This window comes from Brevundimonas sp. GW821-FHT10A07 (assembly GCF_059415785.1).
The window spans coordinates 48,258-69,446 of record NZ_JBWKNX010000001.1; the positions used below are offsets into that span (position 1 = coordinate 48,258).

Genomic DNA, 21,189 nt, shown 5'->3' on the forward strand with positions numbered 1-21,189 from the left:
CATGAGCCTGGGGGCCGTGGGGGCGGCGGTGCTGATGCTGGGGATGCAGAGCGGGACCGAGGTCCCCTATGCGCCCATGCCCGCGCCGGGGCCGGGGGTGTCGGTCTGTCCTGAAGGCATCTGCGGCGTCGAGGCGCTGGAGGGGGTATTCGAGGCCTTGCGGGCGGCGGAGATCGGCCAGGGCGAGCGGCCGGTCCATATTCTTCAGATGGGCGACAGCCATACGGCCGGGGATCGGATCACCGGCGCCCTGCGCGCACGGTTGCAGGCCCGGTTCGGAGCGGGCGGGCGCGGGGTGTTGCCGCCAGGGGTTCCCTATGCCGGCTATGGACCGATGCAGGTCGAGGTGACGGCCAACAACTGGCCCATATCGGTCGCGCCCCTGACCGGGCCGGACGGGGCGGCGACGCTGAGGGCGGGGTTGAGCGGGGCGCGGTCGGAGGCGGTCGAGGGAGCGGTGCTGAGCCTGACCGCCGAGCCGGGCGCGGCCTTCGACATTGTGGGGCTGTGCGGCGACAGCGGGCCGCAGGCGGGACGGATCACGGTGACGACGCCGGAAGAGACGGTCGAGGCGGAGTTCCGCGCGACCGAGGCGGCCCCCCTGTGTCGGAGCCTGCGGCTGGGCGCTGCGACGACTTCCGTCAGGCTGAGTCCGACGGGGGCCGTGACCGTGCACGATGTCTGGATCGAGCGGCGCGGGCCGGGCGTGGTGGTGTCGAACCTGGGTGTGATCGGGGCGAAGTTGCGGGATCTGGCGGCGCGGGATCAGGCCGTGGTCGCGGCGGAGCTGGAGGCGTGGCGGCCGTCGCTGATCATTCTGGCCTTTGGCGTCAATGATGGATTTGAAGGGGTGGAGTCCGAGGCCTACGCTGGCATGCTGCGGGGCCAGATCGAGCGGCTGCGGCGGCTGGCGCCGGGAGCGTCGCTGCTGATCCTGGGGGCGCCGGAGGGGCTCAAGTCAGGCATGGCGGGCGGTTGTGGGGCGGACGGATCGCGGGCGGCCCCGGCGTCGCTGGCGGTGGTCCGGGATGTGCAGCGGCGAGTCGCGGGCGAGACGGGCGTCGCCTTCTGGGACTGGTACGGACGTATGGGGGGCGACTGTTCGGCGGAGCGGCTTGCGACGCTGCCCGAACCCTATATGCGGCCCGACCGGGTGCATTTCACCTCCATCGGGACGGAATGGATCGGCGGGGTGCTGAGCGAGGATCTGATTGGGGCCTATGACCGCTGGACGGCGGCCAAGGGGGAGACGGACTGATGCTGTTTCCGACCCTGGCCTTCGCGGTCTTCTTCCTGTTCGTCTATCTGGTCAGCTGGAGCCTGGATCGGGAGAACGGGCGGCGCAAACTGTTCCTGCTGCTGGCCAGCTGGTTCTTCTACGCCCAGTGGGACTGGCGGTTCGTGGGGCTGCTGATCGCCTCGGCCGTGCTGAACTGGGGCGTGGCGGCCCTGATCGTGCGCAGCGACCAGGCGGGTCGGCGCAAACTGTGGGTCGGCCTGGGCGTGGCCGCCAATCTGACCATCCTGGGCTTCTTCAAGTATTACGGCTTCTTCGTCGAACAGGCTGTTGATCTGCTTGCCCAATTCGGTTGGGAACGGGACCTCCCCCTGTTGCAGGTGGTGCTGCCGGTGGGGATCAGCTTCTTCACCTTCCAGGGCGTCAGCTATGTGGTCGACGTCTATCGCGGCAAGACGGCGCCGGCCGAGAGCCTGCTGGACGTCATGCTGCTGATGAGCTTCTTCCCCCATCTGGTGGCGGGGCCCATCGTGCGGGCGTCGGACCTGTTGCCGCAGTTCGCGCGTGTGCCCCGGCTGACGCGCGAGATGGCGACCCATGGGCTGCTGCTGATCGTCTGGGGCCTGTTCAAGAAGACGGTGATCGCGTCCGAGCTGGCGACGCGGCTGGTCGATCCGGTCTTCTTCGATCCGTCGGCCTATGGGGCGATCGACATAGCGGCGGCGGTCTATGCCTATGCGGTCCAGATCTACTGCGACTTCTCGGCCTATTCGGACATGGCCATCGGGATCGCAGCCCTGCTGGGCTATTCCTTCCCGCGCAACTTCGACCAGCCTTATCGGGCCGCCTCGATGCAGGCCTTCTGGCGGCGGTGGCATATTAGCCTGTCCAGCTGGCTGCGCGACTATCTGTATGTGCCGCTGGGCGGGGGGCGCAAAGGGCTGTGGTCGTCATGCCTCAATGTGATGATCACCATGCTGCTGGGCGGGCTGTGGCACGGGGCGGCCTGGACCTTCGTGGCCTGGGGCGCGCTGCACGGCGGGGCGCAGGTGGTGGAACGGCTGGGCCGGGCAGTGGTGAAGGACCGCAAGGTCATCCCGACCTGGCTGGGGATTCTGATCACCTTCCATGTCGTCTGCCTGGGATGGATCCTGTTCCGGGCCGAGACCTTTGACCTGGCGATGCAGATGCTGGCCGGGCTGGGACGGTTCGAGGCGTTCAGCCTGGTGACGCCCTTCGTGCTGGTTCTGATCGTCGGCGGGCTGGCGATGCACGGGCTGCCGCCGCGCGCGGTCGAGGGGCTGGCCGAGCGGCTGAAGACGGCGCCGTCGCCGACGCTCGGGGTGCTGATCGGGGCGGCCATCCTGCTGGTCGAGGCGATGCGGCCCGAGGGCGTGGCGCCCTTCATCTATTTCCAGTTCTGAGGCGTTGAACCGACGATGAGCGATCCCACGGACCCGGTCGATCCCTTCCCGACACAGGCGCACCCGCCGGTGTCGCCGTTTCCGCCGCTGGACGAACCGGTGGCGGCTGATCCGTCCAGCGACTGGATCGGCGCCGCCGACGCCCACGACCTGCCGACGCGCGAGAACGCCCTGGTCGCCCTGGGCCGGTTCGCCTTTCCCCCGGCGCCGGCTCTGGACGAAGAAGGCGAGGCGTCGCGGGCGCGGCGATGGACCAGCCAGACCCTGTTCGTGGCCTGCGCCTTCCTGATGATCTTCAATGCGGAGTCTTTGCAGAACTGGGCGCGTCAGCAGCCGCCGGGCTGGGGCCAGTCCACAGTCGACAAACTGGCGACGGTGTGGGTCGATCAACTGGCCCTGCTGGGCGCGAACCTGCCGGTGGACGGCTTGCGTGACGCTTGGCGCGACGGCCAGGCGGTTCAGTTCGACGGCGCGGCCGAGGATCGCTCCTAGACCGCAGGCCTCGAAACCGCATCGGCCGAGCCGATACGGTTTCGAGGGTGGGACGAGTCTTAGTTGACCGTCGCTTTGACGATCTTGCCCGGCGCGCGCGGCGGCTCGCCCTTGGGCAGGGCGTCGACGTGTTCCATGCCGGATTCGACTTCACCCCAGACCGTGTACTGGCGGTCCAGGAAGGTGGCGTCGTCCAGGCAGATGAAGAACTGCGAATTGGCGCTGTTGGGATCGGCGGTGCGGGCCATCGAGCAGACGCCGCGCACGTGCGGCTCGGCCGAGAACTCGGCCTTCAGGTTCGGCTTCTTGGAGCCGGAGGTGCCGGTGCCGGTGGGGTCGCCGCCCTGGGCCATGAAGCCGGCGATCACGCGGTGGAAGACCACGCCGTCGTAGAAGCCTTCCGAGGCCAGTTCGGTGATGCGTTCGACGTGGCCGGGGGCCAGATCGGGGCGCAGCTTGATGACCACGTCGCGGGCTTCGCCGTCGCCGGTGTCCAGGGTGAAGGTCAGGGTGTCGGCCATTTCGGTCGTCCTCTTGGGGTTGATTTGAGGCGGGACATAGCCCGCAACGCCGGTCGGGGCTATGTGGGAACGATGAGTGAAGACGAAAAGCCCCAAGAACGCCGCCGGATGGTCAAACCGCCCACGGGCGGCACCGCCGCCGGGCGCGGCATGGGCACCAAAATGAAGACGGCCGACACCAAGTCGATGTCGAGCCAGCAATGGATCAAACGCCAGCTGGCCGACAAATGGTCCGAGAAGGCGCGGGCCGAGGGCTGGCGTTCGCGCGCGGCCTTCAAGCTGATCGAGATCGACGACAAATTCCACCTGATCAAGCGCGGCTCGAAGGTCATCGACCTGGGTGCGGCGCCGGGCGGCTGGATCCAGGTGGCGGTCAATCGCGGGGCCGGCGCGGTGGCGGGCGTGGACCTGCTGATGATCGAGCCGATCCCGGGTTCGACCCTGTTGCAGGCCGACTTCACCCATCCGGGCGTGGACCAGCAACTGATCGACGCCATCGGCGGGGCGCCCGACCTGGTGCTGTCGGATATGGCGCACAATACGGTCGGCCACCGCCAGACCGACCACCTGAAGATCATCGCCCTGATCGAGATCGCCGCCGACTTCGCCATCCGCACCCTTCGGCCGGGCGGGAATTTCGTGTCCAAGAATTTCCAGGGCGGCGACGCCGGAGGGGTTCTGGCGCGACTGCGCGAGGAGTTCGAGACGGTCAAATACGTCAAGCCTGCGTCGAGCCGGAAAGACAGCGCCGAGGTGTTTCTGGTGGCGTTGAACAAGCGGTAGGCGGCGGAATCGGCGCCGCCGAGGCTCAGGCCGTCGCCGGCTGCCGGCCGGCGCGGCGCTGTTCGATGCGCGACCAGATGCGGTCGTGGACGGTGAAGAAGACCGTCTGGACCAGGGGTTCGATGGTGCCGATGGCCAGGGCTGTGCGGATGTCCTGGGTCAGGGCGTAGGCCACGGCCACCGCGACAGCGAAATGCATGACGCCATAGGTCACGGTCTTGACCGCCACCTGTTTGAACGAGCGGGGCAGGGCGTGGCTGTGGCCATGGTGGTCGTGGACGCGGGTCTGTTCGTCCGGCGACATGATGTCGAGCCGGGCGGTGAAGGCCTCGGCCGCCTCTTCGATGTTGGAGGCCATGCGGCGGCGTTCGACCCGGTGCCAGACCCGGTCGTGGATCGAATAGGCGATGGTCTGGAAGAAGGGTTCGACCATGCCGACGGCCAGGGCGATACGCCAGTCGCGCGTGATGGCGAAGGCCACCAGAATGGCCACCACAAGGTGCATGACGCCGTAGCTGGCGATCTTCAGAGCCAGTTTGCGCGCGGTGCTGAGGAGGACGCCGACCATGTTGCAAGAATGGTCATTGGCCCCCTCGGTTGCAAACCAATAAAATCTATCGGGTCCATAAGCCGCAAGACCCTTGCCGTGGCCCCCTCCGCACCGTTATACGCGGCCCGCAAAACGGAGACTCCCTATGGAGATACGCGAAGGACTGACCTTCGACGATGTTTTGCTCGAACCCGGCCCGTCCGAGTTCATGCCGGCGATGGTCGATGTCTCGACCCAGCTGACACGCGACATCAAACTGAACATCCCGCTGCTGTCGTCCGCCATGGACACGGTGACGGAAAGCCGCCTGGCCATCGCCATGGCCCAGTCCGGCGGCCTGGGCGTGCTTCACCGCAACATGACCATCGAGGAGCAGGCCGATCAGGTCCGCGCCGTCAAGCGTTATGAGAGCGGCATGGTGGTCAATCCGGTCACCGTCGGCCCGCAGACGACCCTGGGCGAAGTGCGTGAGATCGTGGCCCGCAAGAAGATCACCGGCTTCCCGGTGGTCGATCCGGCCACGGGCAAGCTGGTCGGCATGCTGACCCACCGCGACATGCGGTTCGAGAACGACCTGAACCTGACGGCCGCCTCGCTGATGACGACCGGCGACCTGATCACGGTGCGCGAGGGCGCGAGCCGTGAAGAGGCGCGCGACCTGCTGAAGACCCGCAAGATCGAACGGGTCATCGTGGTGGACGAAGACTATCGGGCCGTCGGCCTGATCACCATGAAGGACATCGAGAAGGCCCAGGCCTTCCCCCATGCGGCCAAGGACGACCAGGGTCGTCTGCTGGTCGGGGCGGCCTCGACCGTCGGCGATGCGGGCTATGAGCGGGCCATGGCCCTGGCCGACGCCGGCGTGGACGTGGTGGTGATCGACACCGCCCACGGCCACTCGGCCTCGGTCGCCCAGGTGGTCGAGCGGATCAAGCGCGAGTCGAACCGTCTGCAGGTCATCGCCGGAAACGTCGCCACCTATGATGCGACGCGGGCCCTGATCGACGCCGGCGCGGATGCGGTCAAGGTCGGCATCGGTCCCGGCTCCATTTGCACCACCCGGATCGTGGCGGGCGTGGGCGTGCCGCAGCTGACGGCCGTGATGGACTCAGCGCGGGCCGCCAGGGGCACGGGCGCCTCGGTCATCGCCGACGGCGGGATCAAATATTCGGGCGACCTGGCCAAGGCCATCGCAGCCGGCGCCAATGTAGCCATGATGGGCTCGATGTTCGCCGGCACCGACGAAAGCCCCGGCGAGGTCTTCCTGTACCAGGGCCGGTCCTACAAGTCGTACCGCGGCATGGGTTCGGTCGGCGCCATGGCGCGCGGCTCGGCCGACCGTTACTTCCAGAAGGAAGTCTCGTCCGAGAAACTGGTGCCCGAGGGCATCGAGGGTCAGACGCCGTACAAGGGGCCGATCACCCCGGTTCTGCACCAACTGGTCGGGGGCTTGCGCGCCTCCATGGGCTATGTGGGCGCCGGCACGATCGCCGACTTCCAGGAGCGTGCGCGCTTCGTGCGCATCACCGGCGCGGGCCTGCGGGAGAGCCACGTCCACGACGTGATGATCACGCGCGAGGCGCCGAACTACAGACAGGGATAAGGCCATGACGACCGAACTGACCTATCTGGCCCTGACGCTGATCCTGGCGCTGGTGCAGGTCTTCCTGCCGGCCGGGGCGCGGACGGTCGAGTTCGGTTCGAAGTGGAATGCGGGGCCGCGCGACGAGACGCCGGCGGCGAAGAAGCCGCTGACCGGCCGTCTCGAGCGGGCCCAGGCCAATCTGTATGAAACCCTGCCGCTGTTCATCGGCGCGGTGCTGATCGCCCATGTGATCGAGGCTTCCAGCGCCCTGACCGTGTGGGGTTCGGCTCTCTATTTCTGGGCGCGCGTCGTCTATGTGCCGCTCTACGCCCTCGGTATTCCCTATATCCGGTCGCTGGTCTGGCTGGTCTCGCTCGCGGGACTGGTCATGGTCCTGACCTCCCTGTTCCTTTGATCTGAAAGTCCGCATTGACCCCAGCCGCCCGTCTCGCCGCCGCCGCCTCTGTCCTGGACTCCATCGCCCAGGGCAACCAACCGGCGGAAACCGTCCTGAAAGCCTGGGGGACCGCCAACCGCTATGCCGGGTCCAAGGACCGGCGCGCCATCGCCGATCATGTCTACAAGGTGCTGCGGGCGCGCGGCCGACTGTCGTGGATCATGGGCGGGCGCGAAGACGGTCGGGCCCTGGTGATCGGATCGCTGCACGCCATTGACGGCCTGTCGGTGGAAGAGATCGAGGCGCTGCACTCGGGCGACGGCTACGGTCCGCGTCCGCTGTCGAAACAGGAGCGCAGCCGGATCACGGCGGGGCAGGGGGAACTGCCGGGCTGGGTCGCGGCCGGTCTGCCCGAGTTCGTGGTCGAGGATTTCAAGGCGACCTTCGGGGAGCGCTGGGCGGAAGAGGCCCATGCCCTGATGGCGCCGCGCGCGCCCATCGACCTGCGTGTGAACGACGCGGCCGCCACGGTGGATGCCGTCGAGGTCGAGTTGCGTGACGCCGGTCTGGCGGTCGCCCGCACGCCGTGGTCGGTTCTGGGCCTGCGCGTGCCGTCGGAGCCGCCGCCCAATATCCAGGCGCTGGATGGGTTCAAGGCCGGCAAGTTCGAGATCCAGGACGAAGGCAGCCAGATCGTCTGCTGGCTGGCCGGCGCGCAACCCGGCGCGACCGTGGTGGACTATTGCGCCGGCGGCGGCGGCAAGACCCTGGGTCTGGCCCAGGCGATGGGCGGGCAGGGCAAGTTGATCGCCTCCGACGTCGTCAACAAGCGGCTCGAGAACATCCGCCCTCGCCTGCAACGCGCGGGCGTCGAGGCCGAGCTGGTGCTGATCGGCCAGAACGGCGGCGGGCTGGAAGCCGTCAACGGCCAGGCCGATCTGGTCTTCGTCGACGCCCCCTGTTCGGGATCCGGCACCTGGCGGCGCCGGCCCGAGGACGCCTGGCGTCTGACGACGGAGGAGGTCGAGAAGCTGCACGCGCTTCAGGTCCGCATCCTGAGCCAGGCGACCAAGCTGGTGAAGCCCGGCGGGCGTCTGGTCTATGTCACCTGTTCGATGCTGGCCCGCGAGAACGAGGCCAGCGCCGACGCCTTCGAGGCGGCGAATCCCGACTTCCGACCGGTCCCCGTCGCCGACATGCTGTCAGCGCCGCAACTGACCGAGGCCGCGCGGGCCAGGTTCGCCGAACTGGCGTCCGGCGCGCGTCTGCGACTGTCGCCGGCGACCGCAGACACCGACGGCTTCTTCGCCGCCGTCTATCAGCGCGCCGCCTGATGAAGGCTGGGCTGGCGCGGCACGGCGAGGTTTCGGTCCTCTACGTCATGGCTGCGCCTGCCGAATACGGCGACCATCTGCGCGCCCGCATCCAGCCCCTGATGACCGGCGTCGGTCCGGTGGAGGCCGCCGTCGTCCTGACCGCCGCCCTGGCGCGGCTGGAAGCGGCGGGCGGCCTGCCGGACCTGATCGTCTCGCTGGGGTCGTGCGGGTCCCGGGTGCTGGACCACGCCTGCGTCTATCAGGCCTCCTCCGTCGCCTATCGCGACATGGACGCCAGCCCTTTGGGCTTCCCCAAGGGCGTGACCCCGTTGCTGGAGCATCCTGCGATCCTGGCCCTGCCGTGCCCGATCCCCGGCGTGCCGACCGCCACCTTGTCCACCGGCGCCAACGTCGTCTCCGGCGCCGCCTATGACGCCATCGAGGCCGAGATGGTCGACATGGAGACCTGGGCCCTGGTCCGGTCGGCCCAGACGTCTGGCGTGCCCCTGGTCGCCCTACGCGGCGTGTCGGACGGCCGGACCGAACTGAAGGCGCTCGAGGACTGGACGTCCACCCTGCACCATGTGGACGAGAACCTGGCCGCCGCCCTGGACCGTCTGATCGCCGTGCTGGAGGCCGAGGGCCTCGCCGCCCTTGAAATCCCGGCCGCACAAGGCCAAGACCCCGCGCAACCTCCCGCCCCGGATTCGATCACGCCATGACCACGCCGCACGACCACCAGAAGGTCCTCATCGTCGACTTCGGCAGCCAGGTGACCCAGCTGATCGCCCGCCGCCTGCGCGAGGCCAGCGTTTATTGCGAGATCCATCCGTTTCAGAAGGCCGAGGCCGCTCTGGCGGGGATGAACCCCGCCGCCATCATCCTGTCGGGCGGTCCCGAGAGCGTGCACGAGGAAGGCAGCCCTCGCGCGCCGCAGGCCGTGTTCGAGGCCGGGGTGCCGGTGCTGGGCATCTGCTACGGCGAGATGACCATGTGCGAACAGCTGGGCGGCAAGGTCGAGGGCGGCCACACCCGCGAGTTCGGCCGCGCCGAGATCACCGTCGAGAAAGCCTCGCCCCTGCTGGCCGACCTGGCCTCGGTCGGCGAAGAGGAGACGGTCTGGATGAGCCATGGCGACAAGATCGTCGCCATCCCCGAGGGCTTCGACGTCGTCGCCTCTTCGGCCGGTTCGCCCTATGCGGTGATCGCCGACGAGACCCGCCGCTTCTACGGCGTGCAGTTCCACCCCGAGGTGATGCACACCCCGCGCGGCCACCAGATGTTGAAGAACTTCACCCATGGCATCGCCGGGCTGAAGGGCGACTGGACCATGGCCGCCTATCGCGACGAGAAGATCGCCCAGATCCGCGAACAGGTCGGCGACGCCAAGGTGATCTGCGGCCTGTCCGGCGGCGTCGACAGTTCCGTCGCGGCCGTGCTGATCCACGAGGCCATCGGCGACCAACTGACCTGCGTCTTCGTCGACACCGGCCTGCTGCGCAAGGACGAGGCGACCCAGGTCACCACCCTGTTCCGCGAGCACTACAATATCCCGCTGATCCATGTGGACGCGTCCAAGGAGTTCCTGGGCGAGCTGGCCGGGATCTCCGACCCGGAGACCAAGCGCAAGACCATCGGCCGCCTGTTCATCGAGGTGTTCGACCGCGAGTCCGCCAAGATCGAGGGCGCCGAGTTCCTGGCCCAGGGCACCCTCTATCCCGACGTGATCGAGAGCGTCTCCTCGTCCAGCGGCAAGGCCCACGTCATCAAGAGCCACCACAATGTCGGCGGCCTGCCCGACTATATGAAGCTCAAACTCGTCGAACCCCTGCGCGAACTGTTCAAGGACGAGGTCCGCGCCCTGGGCCGTGAACTGGGCCTGAGCGACGCTTTCGTGGGCCGCCACCCCTTCCCGGGACCGGGCCTGGCCATCCGCATCCCCGGCGAGATCACGCCCGAGGCCGTCGAGACCCTGCAACAGGCCGACGCCATCTATCTGGACGAGATCCGCAAGGCCGGGCTGTACGACAGCATCTGGCAGGCTTTCGCCGTCCTGCTGCCGGTCAAGACCGTCGGCGTCATGGGCGACGCCCGCACCTATGAAAAGGTCCTGGCCCTGCGCGCCGTCTCCTCCACCGACGGCATGACCGCCGACTTCTACCAGTTCCCCTGGGACGTCCTGGCCAAGACCGCGACACGGATCATCAACGAGGTCCGCGGGGTGAACCGCGTCGTCTATGACGTGACGTCGAAGCCGCCAGGGACGATCGAGTGGGAGTGAGGATAGCAGGCATGCGGGAACGGCCTCTGACGAAGCGTTCTCGTTGATGACAGAGCGATTTTAGCGGTCGAGTTCAGACTGGGCGATCCCGTAGCCCTACGGTGGTGGGTCGCAGCGAGGCGCGATTTTTCGAGCGTTCTTAAGGCTCGATCCTGACTTGTTCGGCCAATCCAATTGTCTGTTTCCGGCATAGATGGCCGCCACGCGTAAAAGGCCGCTTTCAGACAGGGCGCTTCGCTGCAAACTGATCGATTTCGTTGAAAAGGGCTGCTGCTGAGATCTGGGCTAGGAATGGACGCCGCGATTTGCCCGCTCAGGCGATCACCGGCGCCGTTGGCGGGATCAGCATCGTCAGTTTACGCCGGCTCCCGGGCGGTGGCTGTGAGGAAGCTGGTCAGGTGACTGGGCGAGGCTTCAGCAGAAGAAGCACCGAAGGCTAGCGCTAGGAGAAGCGCGCTGGCGGCTGCAAGAAGGGTCGAGTGTACGCTGTTGAACGCCACTTGGCCGGCCTCAATGAGAGGCTACGCCTTACCGGTCGGAAGCTGCTGCGCGATGATCATCGTATCTCCGATGGTCCCAACCAACCGGTTCTGAGGACCGAAACCTGTCATCCGCTCCGTATGGCCCTTATGATTGGCTATTGGAGGGATGGAGGGAGGCTAGGGGAAGCCAGGCCGGTGTTCCAGTTCCACGGCTGGTCGCCAGCGTTACGGCGGCTTTCTACGGCGGCTTCGTGAAGTTCGAACATGCCGGGGAACAGGTTTGTTTCCGCCGTCGGCACGTCGTCTAACCGCAGGAAGGCCGCGTCGTACCCGTAGGGCGGCCAGGCGGGCGCTCCGTTGGCATGGGGCGCTTCGCCGCGCACGAAGCTGGCCCAGTAGGCGACCATTGCGTCGCTGAGACGCGCCTCTTCCGGATTGTCCGGTATTTCGGGCCAGCGCGGCGGCGTGCGCTTCAGTGCGCCGAACATATACGGCAGTTCGCTGGCGTGAAACGCTCTGAGCCCCGCCGCGTCCGCAGCGGGATAGCCGTGGTCGAACAGGTAGAGGAAGGACGGTTGGCCGGCCGCCGTCTGTGAGCGGACGAGCCGTTCGGATGTCCAGCCGTAGAGGGCGTCGCGACTGGCGGCGAGGATGCTCTCCTCCATGTCGGACGAGGGATAGAGACGCAGGAACTCTTCCGCTAGATCGCCGTACCGGTCGCGGATCGTGCGCTCATAGTCGATGGCGGCGCCGGGAACGACGGGAGCCAGCATGCGCAGGGATCGGATCTCGCCGCTGTTGAAGCCCGCCAGGACAGGGACCTTGGCCTGCTCGTTCCGGTCGAACACATCGACGATCTGACGCGGCAGGATCATGCCATCGACGACGCCGAAGGTGGCGAAGCCGCCGAGTGCGGCACGGTCGGTAATATCCTGGGCGTCCATCCCCCGCAGGGCGCGCAGGCTGGGCGCTTGAAGGGTCCGGGCGAGGGCGGCGCCGGCCGCCTCCGCCGCCGGCGCCCCGTGCCGCGGCTGTTTCAGTTCCGGCGTGGAGATCATGTAGGCGCTTTGGGCGATGGCCCGGCCGAACAGACCCCGCGAAAGCGGCGACGCCATCAGATAGAGGACGCTCAGGCCGCCGGCCGACTCGCCGGCGATGGCGACATTGTCCGGATCGCCGCCGAAGCTCGCGATGTTCCGCTTCACCCATTCGAGCGCAGCGATCTGGTCCATGAGGCCGTAGTTGCCGGATATGCTTGCGGGGCTCTCCGCGCTCAATTCCGGATGCGCCAGCCAGCCCAGGATGCCGAGACGGTAGTTGATCGACACCACCACGACGCCTTCGCGGGCCAGACGGGCGCCGTCATACAGAGCTTCTTTGCTGGAGCCGGTCACCAGCGCCCCGCCGTGGATCCAGACTATGACCGGCGCCTTGCCCATCGTAGACGGCGTCCAGATGTTCAGGGTCAGGCAGTCTTCGCTGGTCGGGCCGAGATCAGCGGAATAGATTGATTGGACGCGGGGCGTCGGCTGGATGCAGGCGGAGCCGTATCGGCTGGCGTCGCGAACGCCGCTCCAGGCGGGAGCTGGAGAGGGCGGTCGCCAGCGCATCGCCCCGACGGGGGGCGATGCATACGGAATGCCCTTGAAACTGGCGATGTCGGCTTCTGTCATGCCGCGCACGGCGCCCGCCGGTGCTGTCACGACGGGACGCGTTTGCGCGGTGGCCGGAGAGCCGGCGGCGATGGAGGCGAGGGCCGCACATGTTGAAACGAGTTGGCGGAACATCAGACGGCTCCTTCTCTTGACGTGTCGCGGCCCAGAAGTTTGGCCAGCCAAAGAAACAGACTGATCGCCACGACATAGAATGGCGTCAGGGTGTAGAGGGCGATCTGAAGCGAGTTGTCCGGATGGGCGGCGTGGAAATAGTCGCTGGCGGCGCCGACATAGGTCGGACCCAGGCCCATCCCGATGAAGTTCATGACCAACAGTAGAAGCGCGCCCGACATGACCCTCTGGTTCGGCTTCACCTCTTCCTGGACGAGGGCGACCGAGGACGACAGGTAGAAATAGTTGAGGAAGGTCGGTCCACAGAGCAGAGCCAGCGCCAGCGGCCAGGAGGGAGCCCAGACGAAGGCGATATAGAAGGGGATGGCGAGCGTCAGCGAGATGGCCGGCAAAAGCGCATAGGCCTTCTTGGATCGCCGCGTGAACCGGTCGATCAACCACCCCGACGCGAAGATGCCCCCTCCCATGCACACGGCCACCAGCAGGGCGTACCACAGGGCGACGTCGTTCAGCGTCATGCCCTTTTCACGCATCAGGAACAGAACCGAGAAGTTGCCGAGACCGTAGGTGATCACCTGGGTGGCGCCGCTGCCCAGCGCCGCCAGAACCAGCGTAGGGGTTGAGAAATACATGCGCACCGTGCCCCAGAAGGGCGCCCGGGTGAGCGGCGCCGCACCCGCCGCCTGGTCTAGTCCGCCGCGCTTCGGCTCCTTGACAAGAACCGGCGTCAGGGCGGCGACGATCAGGCCGAGGACGCCGATGGCGATGAAGGCGTCACGCCAGCTGAATGCGGCGGCGATCGACGCCCCGAAGGCGATGCCTAGGGCCGCGCCTACGGGCGGTCCTAGATTAAACAGACCCAGCGCCATGCCGCGGCGTCCCAAAGGGAAGTAGTCGGTGATGATGGCGTAGGACGGCGGCACGCCGCCCGCCTCGCCGAAACCGACCGCCATACGCGAAACGGCCAGTTGGCCGAAGGTGCGCGACAGACCGCAGGCCATGGTCGCCGCGCTCCAGAGTCCGCAGGCGATGGAGACCACCGCCACGCGGTTCGTGCGGTCGGCCAGCCATCCGACGGGGATGGCGATGAAACAGTAGAAGAACGCGAAATACAGGCCGCCGAGCAGGCCCAATTGTCCATCGGTGATGTGCAGTGAATCCTGGATCGGTTTTGCCAGGATGGAGAGCAGCTGCCGGTCCAGGAAGTTCAGAACATAGATGAACCACAGCACCCCCAGCGCGACCCAGGCGCGCCGGCCGACCGATGGTGTGATTGCGGCGGGCGGGCCTTCGGATTCGATCGGCGTTGCACTCATGTCGTTTCCTCGGTGAAGCGAGCTTCTGGCTCGTCTATTTCTCGGGATGGGTCAGGGCGGCGTAGGTCAGGGCCCGCGCCTGGGCGCGGAATTCGTTGCTGACGGGATCGGCCATGCGCTGGATCATGCCGACGAAGATCAGATCATTGGTCGGGTCGATCCAGAACCAGGTCCCGCCGCCCCCGCCCCAGCTCAGCGTGCCGCGGCCTTCGGCCATGCCGAGCGCCTGGGGATCGATCGCGATGGCGAAGTCCAGGCCAAAGCCGAACGCCGGATTGAAGGGCAGCAGGCGAAGGGGATTGGTCGTCTTGAGCACCGCCTCGGGGACGACGTTGGTCGCCATCAGATCGACGGTCTCGGAATTCAGGATGCGAACCCCGTCCAGTTCTCCGCGGTTCAGGATCATCTGGCAGAAGCGGGCGTAGTCGACGGCCGTCGACACCAGGCCGCCGCCGCCGCTCTCGAAACGGGGCGGGCGAGTGTAGTCGTTGATGGGCATGTCGAAGGCCTCGGCGGCGACTTTCAGGCTGCCGGTCCCGTCGTCGCGGTACATTTCCGCCAGCCGGTGAACCTGATCCGCCGGCACGTGAAAGCCGGTGTCGATCATGCCGAGGGGCTCGAAGATGCGGGTGCGCAGAAAGTCGCCAAAGCTCATGCCCGACAGCCGCTTCACCACCAGGGCCTGAAGGTCGGTGGCGATGGAGTAGAACCACTCTGTGCCCGGCTGGAACATCAGCGGGATCCGGGCGGCGCGGGCCAGCAGGTCCTCGTGGCTGTCGGCGGTCATCACGCCCGCCTCGCGATAGGCGCGCTCGAGCGGGTGCACGTCGAACAGGCCATAGCCGAACCCGGCGGTGTGGCTCATCAGTTCGCGCATCGTCGGCGGGCGGATGGCCGCCTCGGTCTGCAGGGTTCCGTCGTCGGCGACGCCGGCGAAGACCTTCTGGCCTTTCAGTTCGGGCAGGTGATCCGTGACGAGGTCGTCCAGCGTCCAGCGCCCCTCCTGGAACAGGATCATCATGGCCACACCGGTCACGGGCTTGGTCATGGAGTAAATGCGGAAGACGGCGTCCCGGCCCAGCGGCGCCTCGTCGTCCAGCCGCCCCTTGCCGAAGGTGGTGAAGGCGGCGACCTGGCCGTGGCGCATCAGCAGGGTGGAGGTGCCCGCGACCATCCCCGTCTCGACCATGCCCGCCATGTAGCGGTCGAGCTGGGCGAGACGCCCGGAATCGAAACCGAGAGCTTCGGGCATCGATGCGAACGGGAGGCCGCCGGGGCTCATTCGCGGGCCTGCTTTCGCCGTTCCTCGGCGCGGTCGCGGCAGACCCCGATGAAGCCGTGGGCCATGAAGGCCGCCATCCGGGCCTTGATCGCCTCGAAGTCGTCGGATCGGCATTTGCCGCCGGACAGGTGATCGATCCGGCCGGTGCGCGCCAGGCTGAGCGTCAGAGCGCCGGTGACGAAGTGGTAGCCCCAGAAGATGTCTTCATCGAGCGCATCGGGCATGGCCTGCTTGAGCAGTTCGATGAGACGCAGGACAACAGGGTCGTAAAGGCGGTCCATCACCTCGGCGCCCCAGGCCGGGGTGTTGTTGATCTGGGCGCTCAGGGCGCCGAAATGCCGCCAGCCGTCGCCGCCGGTGGAGTAGGTGTCCAGGTCGGTGTCAAGGAAGGCGCGCAGCGCGCCCTCGACCGTCGGCTTGCCGGCGGCGGCCGTCTCATAGGAGTCCAGGGCCTCCATCCGGCGTCCGCTGGTCACCGGCGCGCGTCGCGCCATGACCTTGTCGAACACGTCCTGCTTGTCGGTGAAGTAGTAGTGGATCAGAGACTTGTGGACGCCGACCTTGTCGGCGATGTCCTTGATCGTCACCCCGTAGAATCCGTGCCTCGAGAACAGCTCTTCGGCGGCATCGAGCAGCTGCTCCAGGCTCTCGGCGCGTTGTTCGGCCTTGCGGCGCGGTTTGCGGGGCGGGGTCGTCATGATCTGGGCCTCGGGGCGTTGAGGCGCTCCCTGAGGACGGGGCGCCGACTCGATGATGGAGACGGCCGTCATCCTAGGCGTCTCCATAGGTGGCGCGAAGCAGTGCCTTGTTGATCTTGCCCGTAGCGGCCAGGGGCATGGCCTGTACCCGAACGATCCGTTCTGGAATCCACCAATCGGCCACCTGGCCCTTAAGAGCCGCCCTCAGATTTTCGTCCTCGATCTGTTGTCCGGAGGCGGGTTCGATCACCATCAAAGGGCGCTCTCCCCATTTGGGATCGGCGCGGCCGATCACCGCCACCAGCCCGACGGCGGGAAGGGCGCCGACGATTTCCTCGATCTCGACGGGATTGATCCACTCGCCGCCCGACTTGATCAGATCCTTGGAGCGACCGGCCAGGGTCAGGTTGCCGTCGTCATCCAGCTGGGCCAGATCGCCCGTGTCGAACCAGCCGTCCTCATCGACAGCCGAAGCGCCGGCGCCGAAATAGGCGTTCACGACGCTCTGGCCCTTCACCTTCAGACGGCCGACCATGTTGCGCTGATCGGGCAAGGGAGCCCCGTCGGCGTCGGTGAGCAGAAGGTCCAGGCCGAGGGGCGGACGACCCGAACCGCGCGCCGCGCCGGGCTTGTCGCTGCGCGGCGAGATGGCGCCGAGCGGCGAGAGCTCCGTCATGCCCCAACTGGTCTGCACCGTGGCGCCCAGCCTTTGCTCCATCCGCTGCAGCAGGCTGTCGGGACAGCTCGATCCGCCGATGATGACGCGTTCGAGGCTGGGAGTCTCTCCGCCCGTAGCGTCCAGGTGGTCCAGCAGGCCCAGCCAGACGGTCGGCACGCCCACGGCCACGGTCACCTCATGCCTGGAGATCAATCTCGCCAGATTGGCCCCGTCAGTCGATCGACCAGGCAGGACCAGCCGGGCGCCGACGGCCGGCGCTGCGAACGGCAGGCCCCAGGCGTTGGCGTGGAACATCGGCACGGCCACCAGGACGCTGTCGCGGGCGGTCAGGGCGATAGAATCCGCCTGCAGCGCGCGAAGGGTGTGCAGGTAGTTGGAGCGGTGAGTATAGCCCACGCCCTTGGGCGCGCCGGTGGTGCCGGAGGTGAAACATAGCCCTGCCAGGGCCGTCTCGTCGAACTGTCCCCACCGCACAGCGCGACCGCCCGCTTCCAGCAGGCCTTCCAGGTCGATTACCTCAGGCCGTCCGGCTTCCGGCGTGTCTCCATCCAGCAGGATCAGGCGCTCGAGCGAAGGGCAGGCGTCCAGCAGGGCCTCGGCCGTGTCACGCAGGCCGGCTCCGACGGCGAGGACCCGGTCGTCGGCCTTGGCGACCATGGCGGCCAGGTGGGCGACGGTCAGTCGCGGGTTCAGGGTGTGGCAGACCAGGCCGACGCCCATTGAGGCGTACCAGACCTCGACGTGGTGCTGGGTGTTCCAGGCCAGGGTGGCGATACGGTCGCCCGGCTTCAACCCGAGATCGATCAGGGCGCCGGACAGGCGATTGGCCCGGTCCCGCAGCGCCGCGTAGCCGATGCTCTGGTCGGCCTCTGCGCCGGCCGTCGCCACCAGGGCGGCGCCGTGCCATTTCGCGCCGTGTTCCAGAAAGCGGTCCACGGTCAGGGGGTAGTCCTGCATGAGGCCGGGGGAGGAGCCGATCATCCTTGAGCGATAGTCCAGACGGTTACAGGGGCCGGCAAGCCGGTGAGCGAACAGGGCGGCGGCCGGTCGACCGCCGCCCCGGAAGGGTCAGAAGGTCTTCGTCAGATTGACGCCGAACTGGCGGGGAGCGCCGGCATAGCGGAGACGCGAGTTGACTGCGGCGATGTAGGTCTGGTCCGTCGCGTTCAGCGCATAGGCCGCCAGCGTCCAGTCGCCGGTCTTGTAGCTGAGCAGCAGGTTGACCAGATTGCGGGCTTCCAGACGGTCGCCCAGAGCCTCATTGTTGAAGATGCTCGTCCAGGCTTCGCCGATGTGGGCGTAGTCTATGCGGGGCGACAGGGTCGCGCCGTTGGGCAGGGCGAAGTCGTACTGGACCCCGATGTTGAAGGTCAGCTCGGGCGCATACCCCTGGGTGTTTCCGTCGAGATTCAGACAGTTGGCGGTCGCCGGTCCGGTGGTTGCGTCGCACGTGCCGCTGCGCGCGACGCGGGGATCGGCGGCGTAGAATTCGCCGAGCTCGGAGTTTGAGACCGCGGCGCCGACGTCCATCGTCCAGGCCTTCAGACGCACCTGGGCCGAGGCCTCCAGCCCCATCAGGACGGTTTCGTCCGCGACATTGACGATCGAACTGAACAGCGGAACAGCTGGATCGCCGACGACGACCTGGAAGCCCTCATAAGTCATGTAATAGGCGCCCAGCTGGGTGCGGACCTGACCGCCGAACAGGGTCGATTTCCAGCCCAGTTCGTAGTCGACCACGTCTTCCGGTCCGAACGAGCTTGCCGGAGCATAGAAGTTCGGCGCGTTCAGCCCGCCCATCTTGAAGCCGTTCGCCACGAACCCGTAGACGAAATTGTTGTCATCGACCTTGTAGTTGATGCTCAGCTTGCCGGTGGTCTTTTCGGCCGTGACCTCGTCGTTCTGGAGCAACTGCAGGCCAAGCGCCGGATAGGTTGTATACACATTCTCGTTGCGCGAGGTGCTCTCGGACCAGCGGGCGCCCAACTGGATTTGCAGCCGGTCGGAGACGTCATAGCTGACTTGGCCGAAGACAGCCTTGGTCTCCTTCGGCGTCTCGCCGAAGATGTAATAGTCGAGCACGCCTTCGGGGAAGCCGACGTGATAGGCGCCTTGCGGGAAGGTTGTGACGGGGAAGGTGACCTTGTCCTGCTGCCAGAAGGCGCCCAGCAGCCACGTCAGGCGTTGGTTGTCGGGCGAGACGAGGTTGATCTCCTGTGACCAGACCTCTTCCTCGACGCGGTCATAGAAGGTGTTGTTCAGCGCGCTGGTGCCGTCGAGGTCGGTCGAGAACTCGCTGATCCCGTCCTGGTAACCGGTAATCGAACGCAGGGTTATACCGTTGTCGAACACATAGCTGACGTTCAGCGATACACGCGCCGTCTCGTCGACGCCGGAGTGCGGGCCGTTCGCCGTGATCTCGAACGGATCGTTGGTGGAAAGGACGGGATCGGCCGGATAGCCGCCGAAATCCAGCTTGTTGTAGTCGCCCTTCAGCAGCACCCGCAGCGCCGGCGTAGGCGTCCACAGGAAACTGGCGCGCGCGCTGTTCATGTCCACGTCGCCTGGATGACCGCGGTAGGGGCCGGTGATGTCGTGGAAGCTGCTGCGCTTCTCCGTGTTCATCGCGAAACGGGCCGCGAGGGTGTCGGTGAGGGGGAGGTTTATCGCCCCCTGGACCTTGAGGTTGTCGTAGTTGCCGACTTGGCCCATCACATAGCCGTTCAGCCCCGTGAAATCGGGGTTGCGAGACGTGATGAAGACCGCGCCACCCGTAGCGTTCGTGCCCGCGAAGGTGCCTTGGGGCCCCCGCAGCAGTTCGACGCTGCCGATGTCGTAATACGGCTCCGTCTGGAAATATCCGGGGAAGACGGGCACCCCGTCCCGATAGGTGGTCACGCCCACGCCGATGGCGGTGGTGGGCTCGGATTTTCCGATGCCTCGGACGTTGAAATAGTTCCCCTGGCCGAAATTCTGCACCGTCGTGGACGGCGCCACGAACTGCAACTGCTCGAGGGAGAAGACTCCGCGGTCATCGAGGCTGTCGCCGGATAGCACGGTGGCGGCAACCGCAGTTTCCTGAAGGTTCGTCGTGCGGCGTTCGGCCGTGACGACGACTTCCCCTACCTCAGTCGCTTTTTGCTGGTCGTCCGTCTGTTGCGTCGTGGCGTCCTGAGCCTGGGCGGCTCCGGCCCACAGCAGGACGGCGGCGGATGTGGTCAGCCAGAGCTTGCGCCCCATGATTTCCTCCTCGGTGTTTCCTCAGGCGCTCTGTCGGCGCCGTGGGAGCACCGTCTCACCGATTTCTCATCACGTCAACATTCACTAGCCGGCTGGTGAATATTGACCTTTTGGCCAGGATGATGAGAGTGCAGGCGCTGAAACGCCGGCCAACACGGCGAAGACAGGGAGACCATCATGGCTATTGATCTCAGCGGACGGATCGCGATCGTCACCGGTGCGGGCGGGGGCCTGGGCCGCAGCCATGCGATGGCGTTGGCGCGTCATGGTGCGAAGGTCGTGGTCAACGATCTGTCGTCAGAGGCCTGCGAAGCGGTCGCCGCCGAAATCCGGTCCGAAGGCGGCGAGGTTATGCCGTGGTGCTGCAGCGTCACCGACCGCCCCGGCGTCTTCGCCATGGTGGAAGCGGTGGTCGAGCGCTGGGGCAGCGTGGATATTCTGGTCAACAACGCCGGCATCCTGCGCGACCGGACCTTCGCCAAGATGGATCTCGATGACTTCGCCCTGGTGCTGGACGTGCACCTGATGGGCTCGGTCAACCTGACCAAGGCGGCGTGGCCGTACATGCGCGAGAGGGGTTACGGCCGGGTGATCTTCACCACCTCCTCATCCGGCCTCTACGGCAACTTCGGCCAGTCGAACTACGGGGCGGCCAAGATGGCCCTGGTCGGTTTGATGCAGACCCTGGCGCTGGAAGGTCAGAAGTCGGGAATTCACGTCAACTGCCTGGCGCCGAGCGCCGCCACCCGGATGACCGAGGGCCTGTATTCGGAAGACGACCTGCGCGGCCTGTCGACCGATCTGGTCAGCCCCGGCGTGGTGGCCCTGGCCAGCGAGAACGCCCCGACCCGCGCCATCCTCCTGGCTGGGGCAGGCACCTTCGAACAGGCCCACATCACCATGACCCAGGGCGTCTGGGTGGGGGACGTCCCCGACGCCGCCGACCGTATCGAGGCGCAGTGGACGCTGATCCGCGACCGTGCGGGCGAAGTCGTTCCCCAATCGGGCGCGGCTCAGTACAGCCACGAGGTCAGTCATCCCGCCCGCGTCCAGTCCGGCGTCGCCCCCGCGGCGCCTGGCGTGGTCGCGAACTGAAAACCCGCTGCGAGCGGGCAGGCG

The 21,189-nt window shown here is 66.9% G+C and carries 18 protein-coding genes; 10 read left to right on the forward strand and 8 right to left on the reverse strand.

Annotation, left to right across the window (positions count from 1 at the left end):
• Window position 1 precedes the first annotated feature (1 nt).
• Genes AC07NC_RS00260 through AC07NC_RS00270 form a run of 3 tightly spaced genes read left to right on the forward strand, consistent with a single transcriptional unit; the run spans window position 2 to window position 3,153 of the window.
• Complete coding sequence (locus AC07NC_RS00260; protein WP_292101069.1) at window positions 2–1,258, forward strand: GDSL-type esterase/lipase family protein; 1,257 nt, start codon at window positions 2–4, stop codon at window positions 1,256–1,258.
• A complete protein-coding gene (locus tag AC07NC_RS00265; RefSeq protein ID WP_494568213.1) occupies window positions 1,258–2,661 on the forward strand; it encodes an MBOAT family O-acyltransferase in 1,404 nt (467 codons plus the stop codon). The genes AC07NC_RS00260 and AC07NC_RS00265 overlap by 1 nt, the downstream gene beginning before the upstream one ends.
• 15 nt (window positions 2,662–2,676) lie before the next feature.
• Window positions 2,677–3,153, forward strand: a complete 477-nt coding sequence (locus AC07NC_RS00270; protein ID WP_494568214.1) for a hypothetical protein — start codon at window positions 2,677–2,679, stop codon at window positions 3,151–3,153.
• A 59-nt stretch (window positions 3,154–3,212) separates the two neighbouring features.
• Here AC07NC_RS00270 and AC07NC_RS00275 read toward each other — a convergent pair whose 3' ends face one another.
• Window positions 3,213–3,674, reverse strand: a complete 462-nt coding sequence (locus AC07NC_RS00275; RefSeq protein WP_008263882.1) for a peptidylprolyl isomerase — start codon at window positions 3,672–3,674, stop codon at window positions 3,213–3,215.
• Window positions 3,675–3,746: 72 nt separating this feature from the next.
• Here AC07NC_RS00275 and AC07NC_RS00280 point away from each other — a divergent pair, with 72 nt between their 5' ends.
• Complete coding sequence (locus AC07NC_RS00280) at window positions 3,747–4,457, forward strand: RlmE family RNA methyltransferase (protein ID WP_035305198.1); 711 nt, start codon at window positions 3,747–3,749, stop codon at window positions 4,455–4,457.
• A 25-nt stretch (window positions 4,458–4,482) separates the two neighbouring features.
• Here the strand turns inward: AC07NC_RS00280 and AC07NC_RS00285 are convergent, their stop codons facing one another.
• A complete protein-coding gene (locus AC07NC_RS00285; RefSeq protein ID WP_494568215.1) occupies window positions 4,483–5,025 on the reverse strand; it encodes a DUF2061 domain-containing protein in 543 nt (180 codons plus the stop codon).
• A 127-nt stretch (window positions 5,026–5,152) separates the two neighbouring features.
• Here AC07NC_RS00285 and guaB point away from each other — a divergent pair, with 127 nt between their 5' ends.
• From guaB to guaA, 5 genes are read left to right on the forward strand one after another with little or no spacing between them, the layout of a single operon-like run.
• Window positions 5,153–6,610 carry an IMP dehydrogenase gene (guaB, locus tag AC07NC_RS00290; protein ID WP_008259075.1) on the forward strand — a complete coding sequence of 486 codons (1,458 nt, stop codon included), beginning with the start codon at window positions 5,153–5,155 and terminating at the stop codon, window positions 6,608–6,610.
• 4 nt (window positions 6,611–6,614) lie between these two features.
• Window positions 6,615–7,007, forward strand: coding sequence for an MAPEG family protein (locus tag AC07NC_RS00295; protein WP_372706049.1), 393 nt, complete (start codon window positions 6,615–6,617; stop codon window positions 7,005–7,007).
• Between the two features lie 14 nt (window positions 7,008–7,021).
• The gene (locus AC07NC_RS00300) at window positions 7,022–8,323 is read left to right on the forward strand and encodes an RsmB/NOP family class I SAM-dependent RNA methyltransferase (RefSeq protein ID WP_494568216.1); all 1,302 of its coding nucleotides are present in this window, start codon (window positions 7,022–7,024) and stop codon (window positions 8,321–8,323) included.
• Complete coding sequence (locus AC07NC_RS00305; RefSeq protein WP_494568217.1) at window positions 8,323–9,027, forward strand: 5'-methylthioadenosine/S-adenosylhomocysteine nucleosidase; 705 nt, start codon at window positions 8,323–8,325, stop codon at window positions 9,025–9,027. Before AC07NC_RS00300 ends, AC07NC_RS00305 begins: the two co-directional genes overlap by 1 nt.
• Window positions 9,024–10,586, forward strand: a complete 1,563-nt coding sequence (gene guaA / locus AC07NC_RS00310; protein WP_494568218.1) for a glutamine-hydrolyzing GMP synthase — start codon at window positions 9,024–9,026, stop codon at window positions 10,584–10,586. The genes AC07NC_RS00305 and guaA overlap by 4 nt, the downstream gene beginning before the upstream one ends.
• Window positions 10,587–11,223: 637 nt before the next feature.
• Here the strand turns inward: guaA and AC07NC_RS00315 are convergent.
• The 6 genes from AC07NC_RS00315 to AC07NC_RS00340 all read right to left on the reverse strand — a co-directional run bounded on the left by AC07NC_RS00315 (window position 11,224) and on the right by AC07NC_RS00340 (window position 20,070).
• Window positions 11,224–12,855, reverse strand: coding sequence for a carboxylesterase/lipase family protein (locus tag AC07NC_RS00315; RefSeq protein WP_494568219.1), 1,632 nt, complete (start codon window positions 12,853–12,855; stop codon window positions 11,224–11,226).
• Window positions 12,855–14,171 carry a spinster family MFS transporter gene (locus AC07NC_RS00320; protein WP_494568220.1) on the reverse strand — a complete coding sequence of 439 codons (1,317 nt, stop codon included), beginning with the start codon at window positions 14,169–14,171 and terminating at the stop codon, window positions 12,855–12,857. The genes AC07NC_RS00315 and AC07NC_RS00320 overlap by 1 nt, the downstream gene beginning before the upstream one ends.
• Before the next feature lie 34 nt (window positions 14,172–14,205).
• Window positions 14,206–15,423, reverse strand: coding sequence for a serine hydrolase domain-containing protein (locus tag AC07NC_RS00325; RefSeq protein ID WP_494568221.1), 1,218 nt, complete (start codon window positions 15,421–15,423; stop codon window positions 14,206–14,208).
• Between the two features lie 26 nt (window positions 15,424–15,449).
• Entirely contained in the window at window positions 15,450–16,151 is a 702-nt protein-coding gene (locus AC07NC_RS00330) for a TetR/AcrR family transcriptional regulator (RefSeq protein ID WP_292148599.1), read from the reverse strand.
• A 73-nt stretch (window positions 16,152–16,224) separates the two neighbouring features.
• Entirely contained in the window at window positions 16,225–17,811 is a 1,587-nt protein-coding gene (locus AC07NC_RS00335; protein WP_494568222.1) for an AMP-binding protein, read from the reverse strand.
• A gap of 87 nt (window positions 17,812–17,898) precedes the next feature.
• A complete protein-coding gene (locus tag AC07NC_RS00340) occupies window positions 17,899–20,070 on the reverse strand; it encodes a TonB-dependent receptor (protein ID WP_494568223.1) in 2,172 nt (723 codons plus the stop codon).
• 177 nt (window positions 20,071–20,247) lie between these two features.
• Between AC07NC_RS00340 and AC07NC_RS00345 the strand changes: the two genes are divergently transcribed.
• Complete coding sequence (locus AC07NC_RS00345) at window positions 20,248–21,165, forward strand: SDR family NAD(P)-dependent oxidoreductase (protein ID WP_494568224.1); 918 nt, start codon at window positions 20,248–20,250, stop codon at window positions 21,163–21,165.
• The last annotated feature ends 24 nt before the right edge of the window (window positions 21,166–21,189 follow it).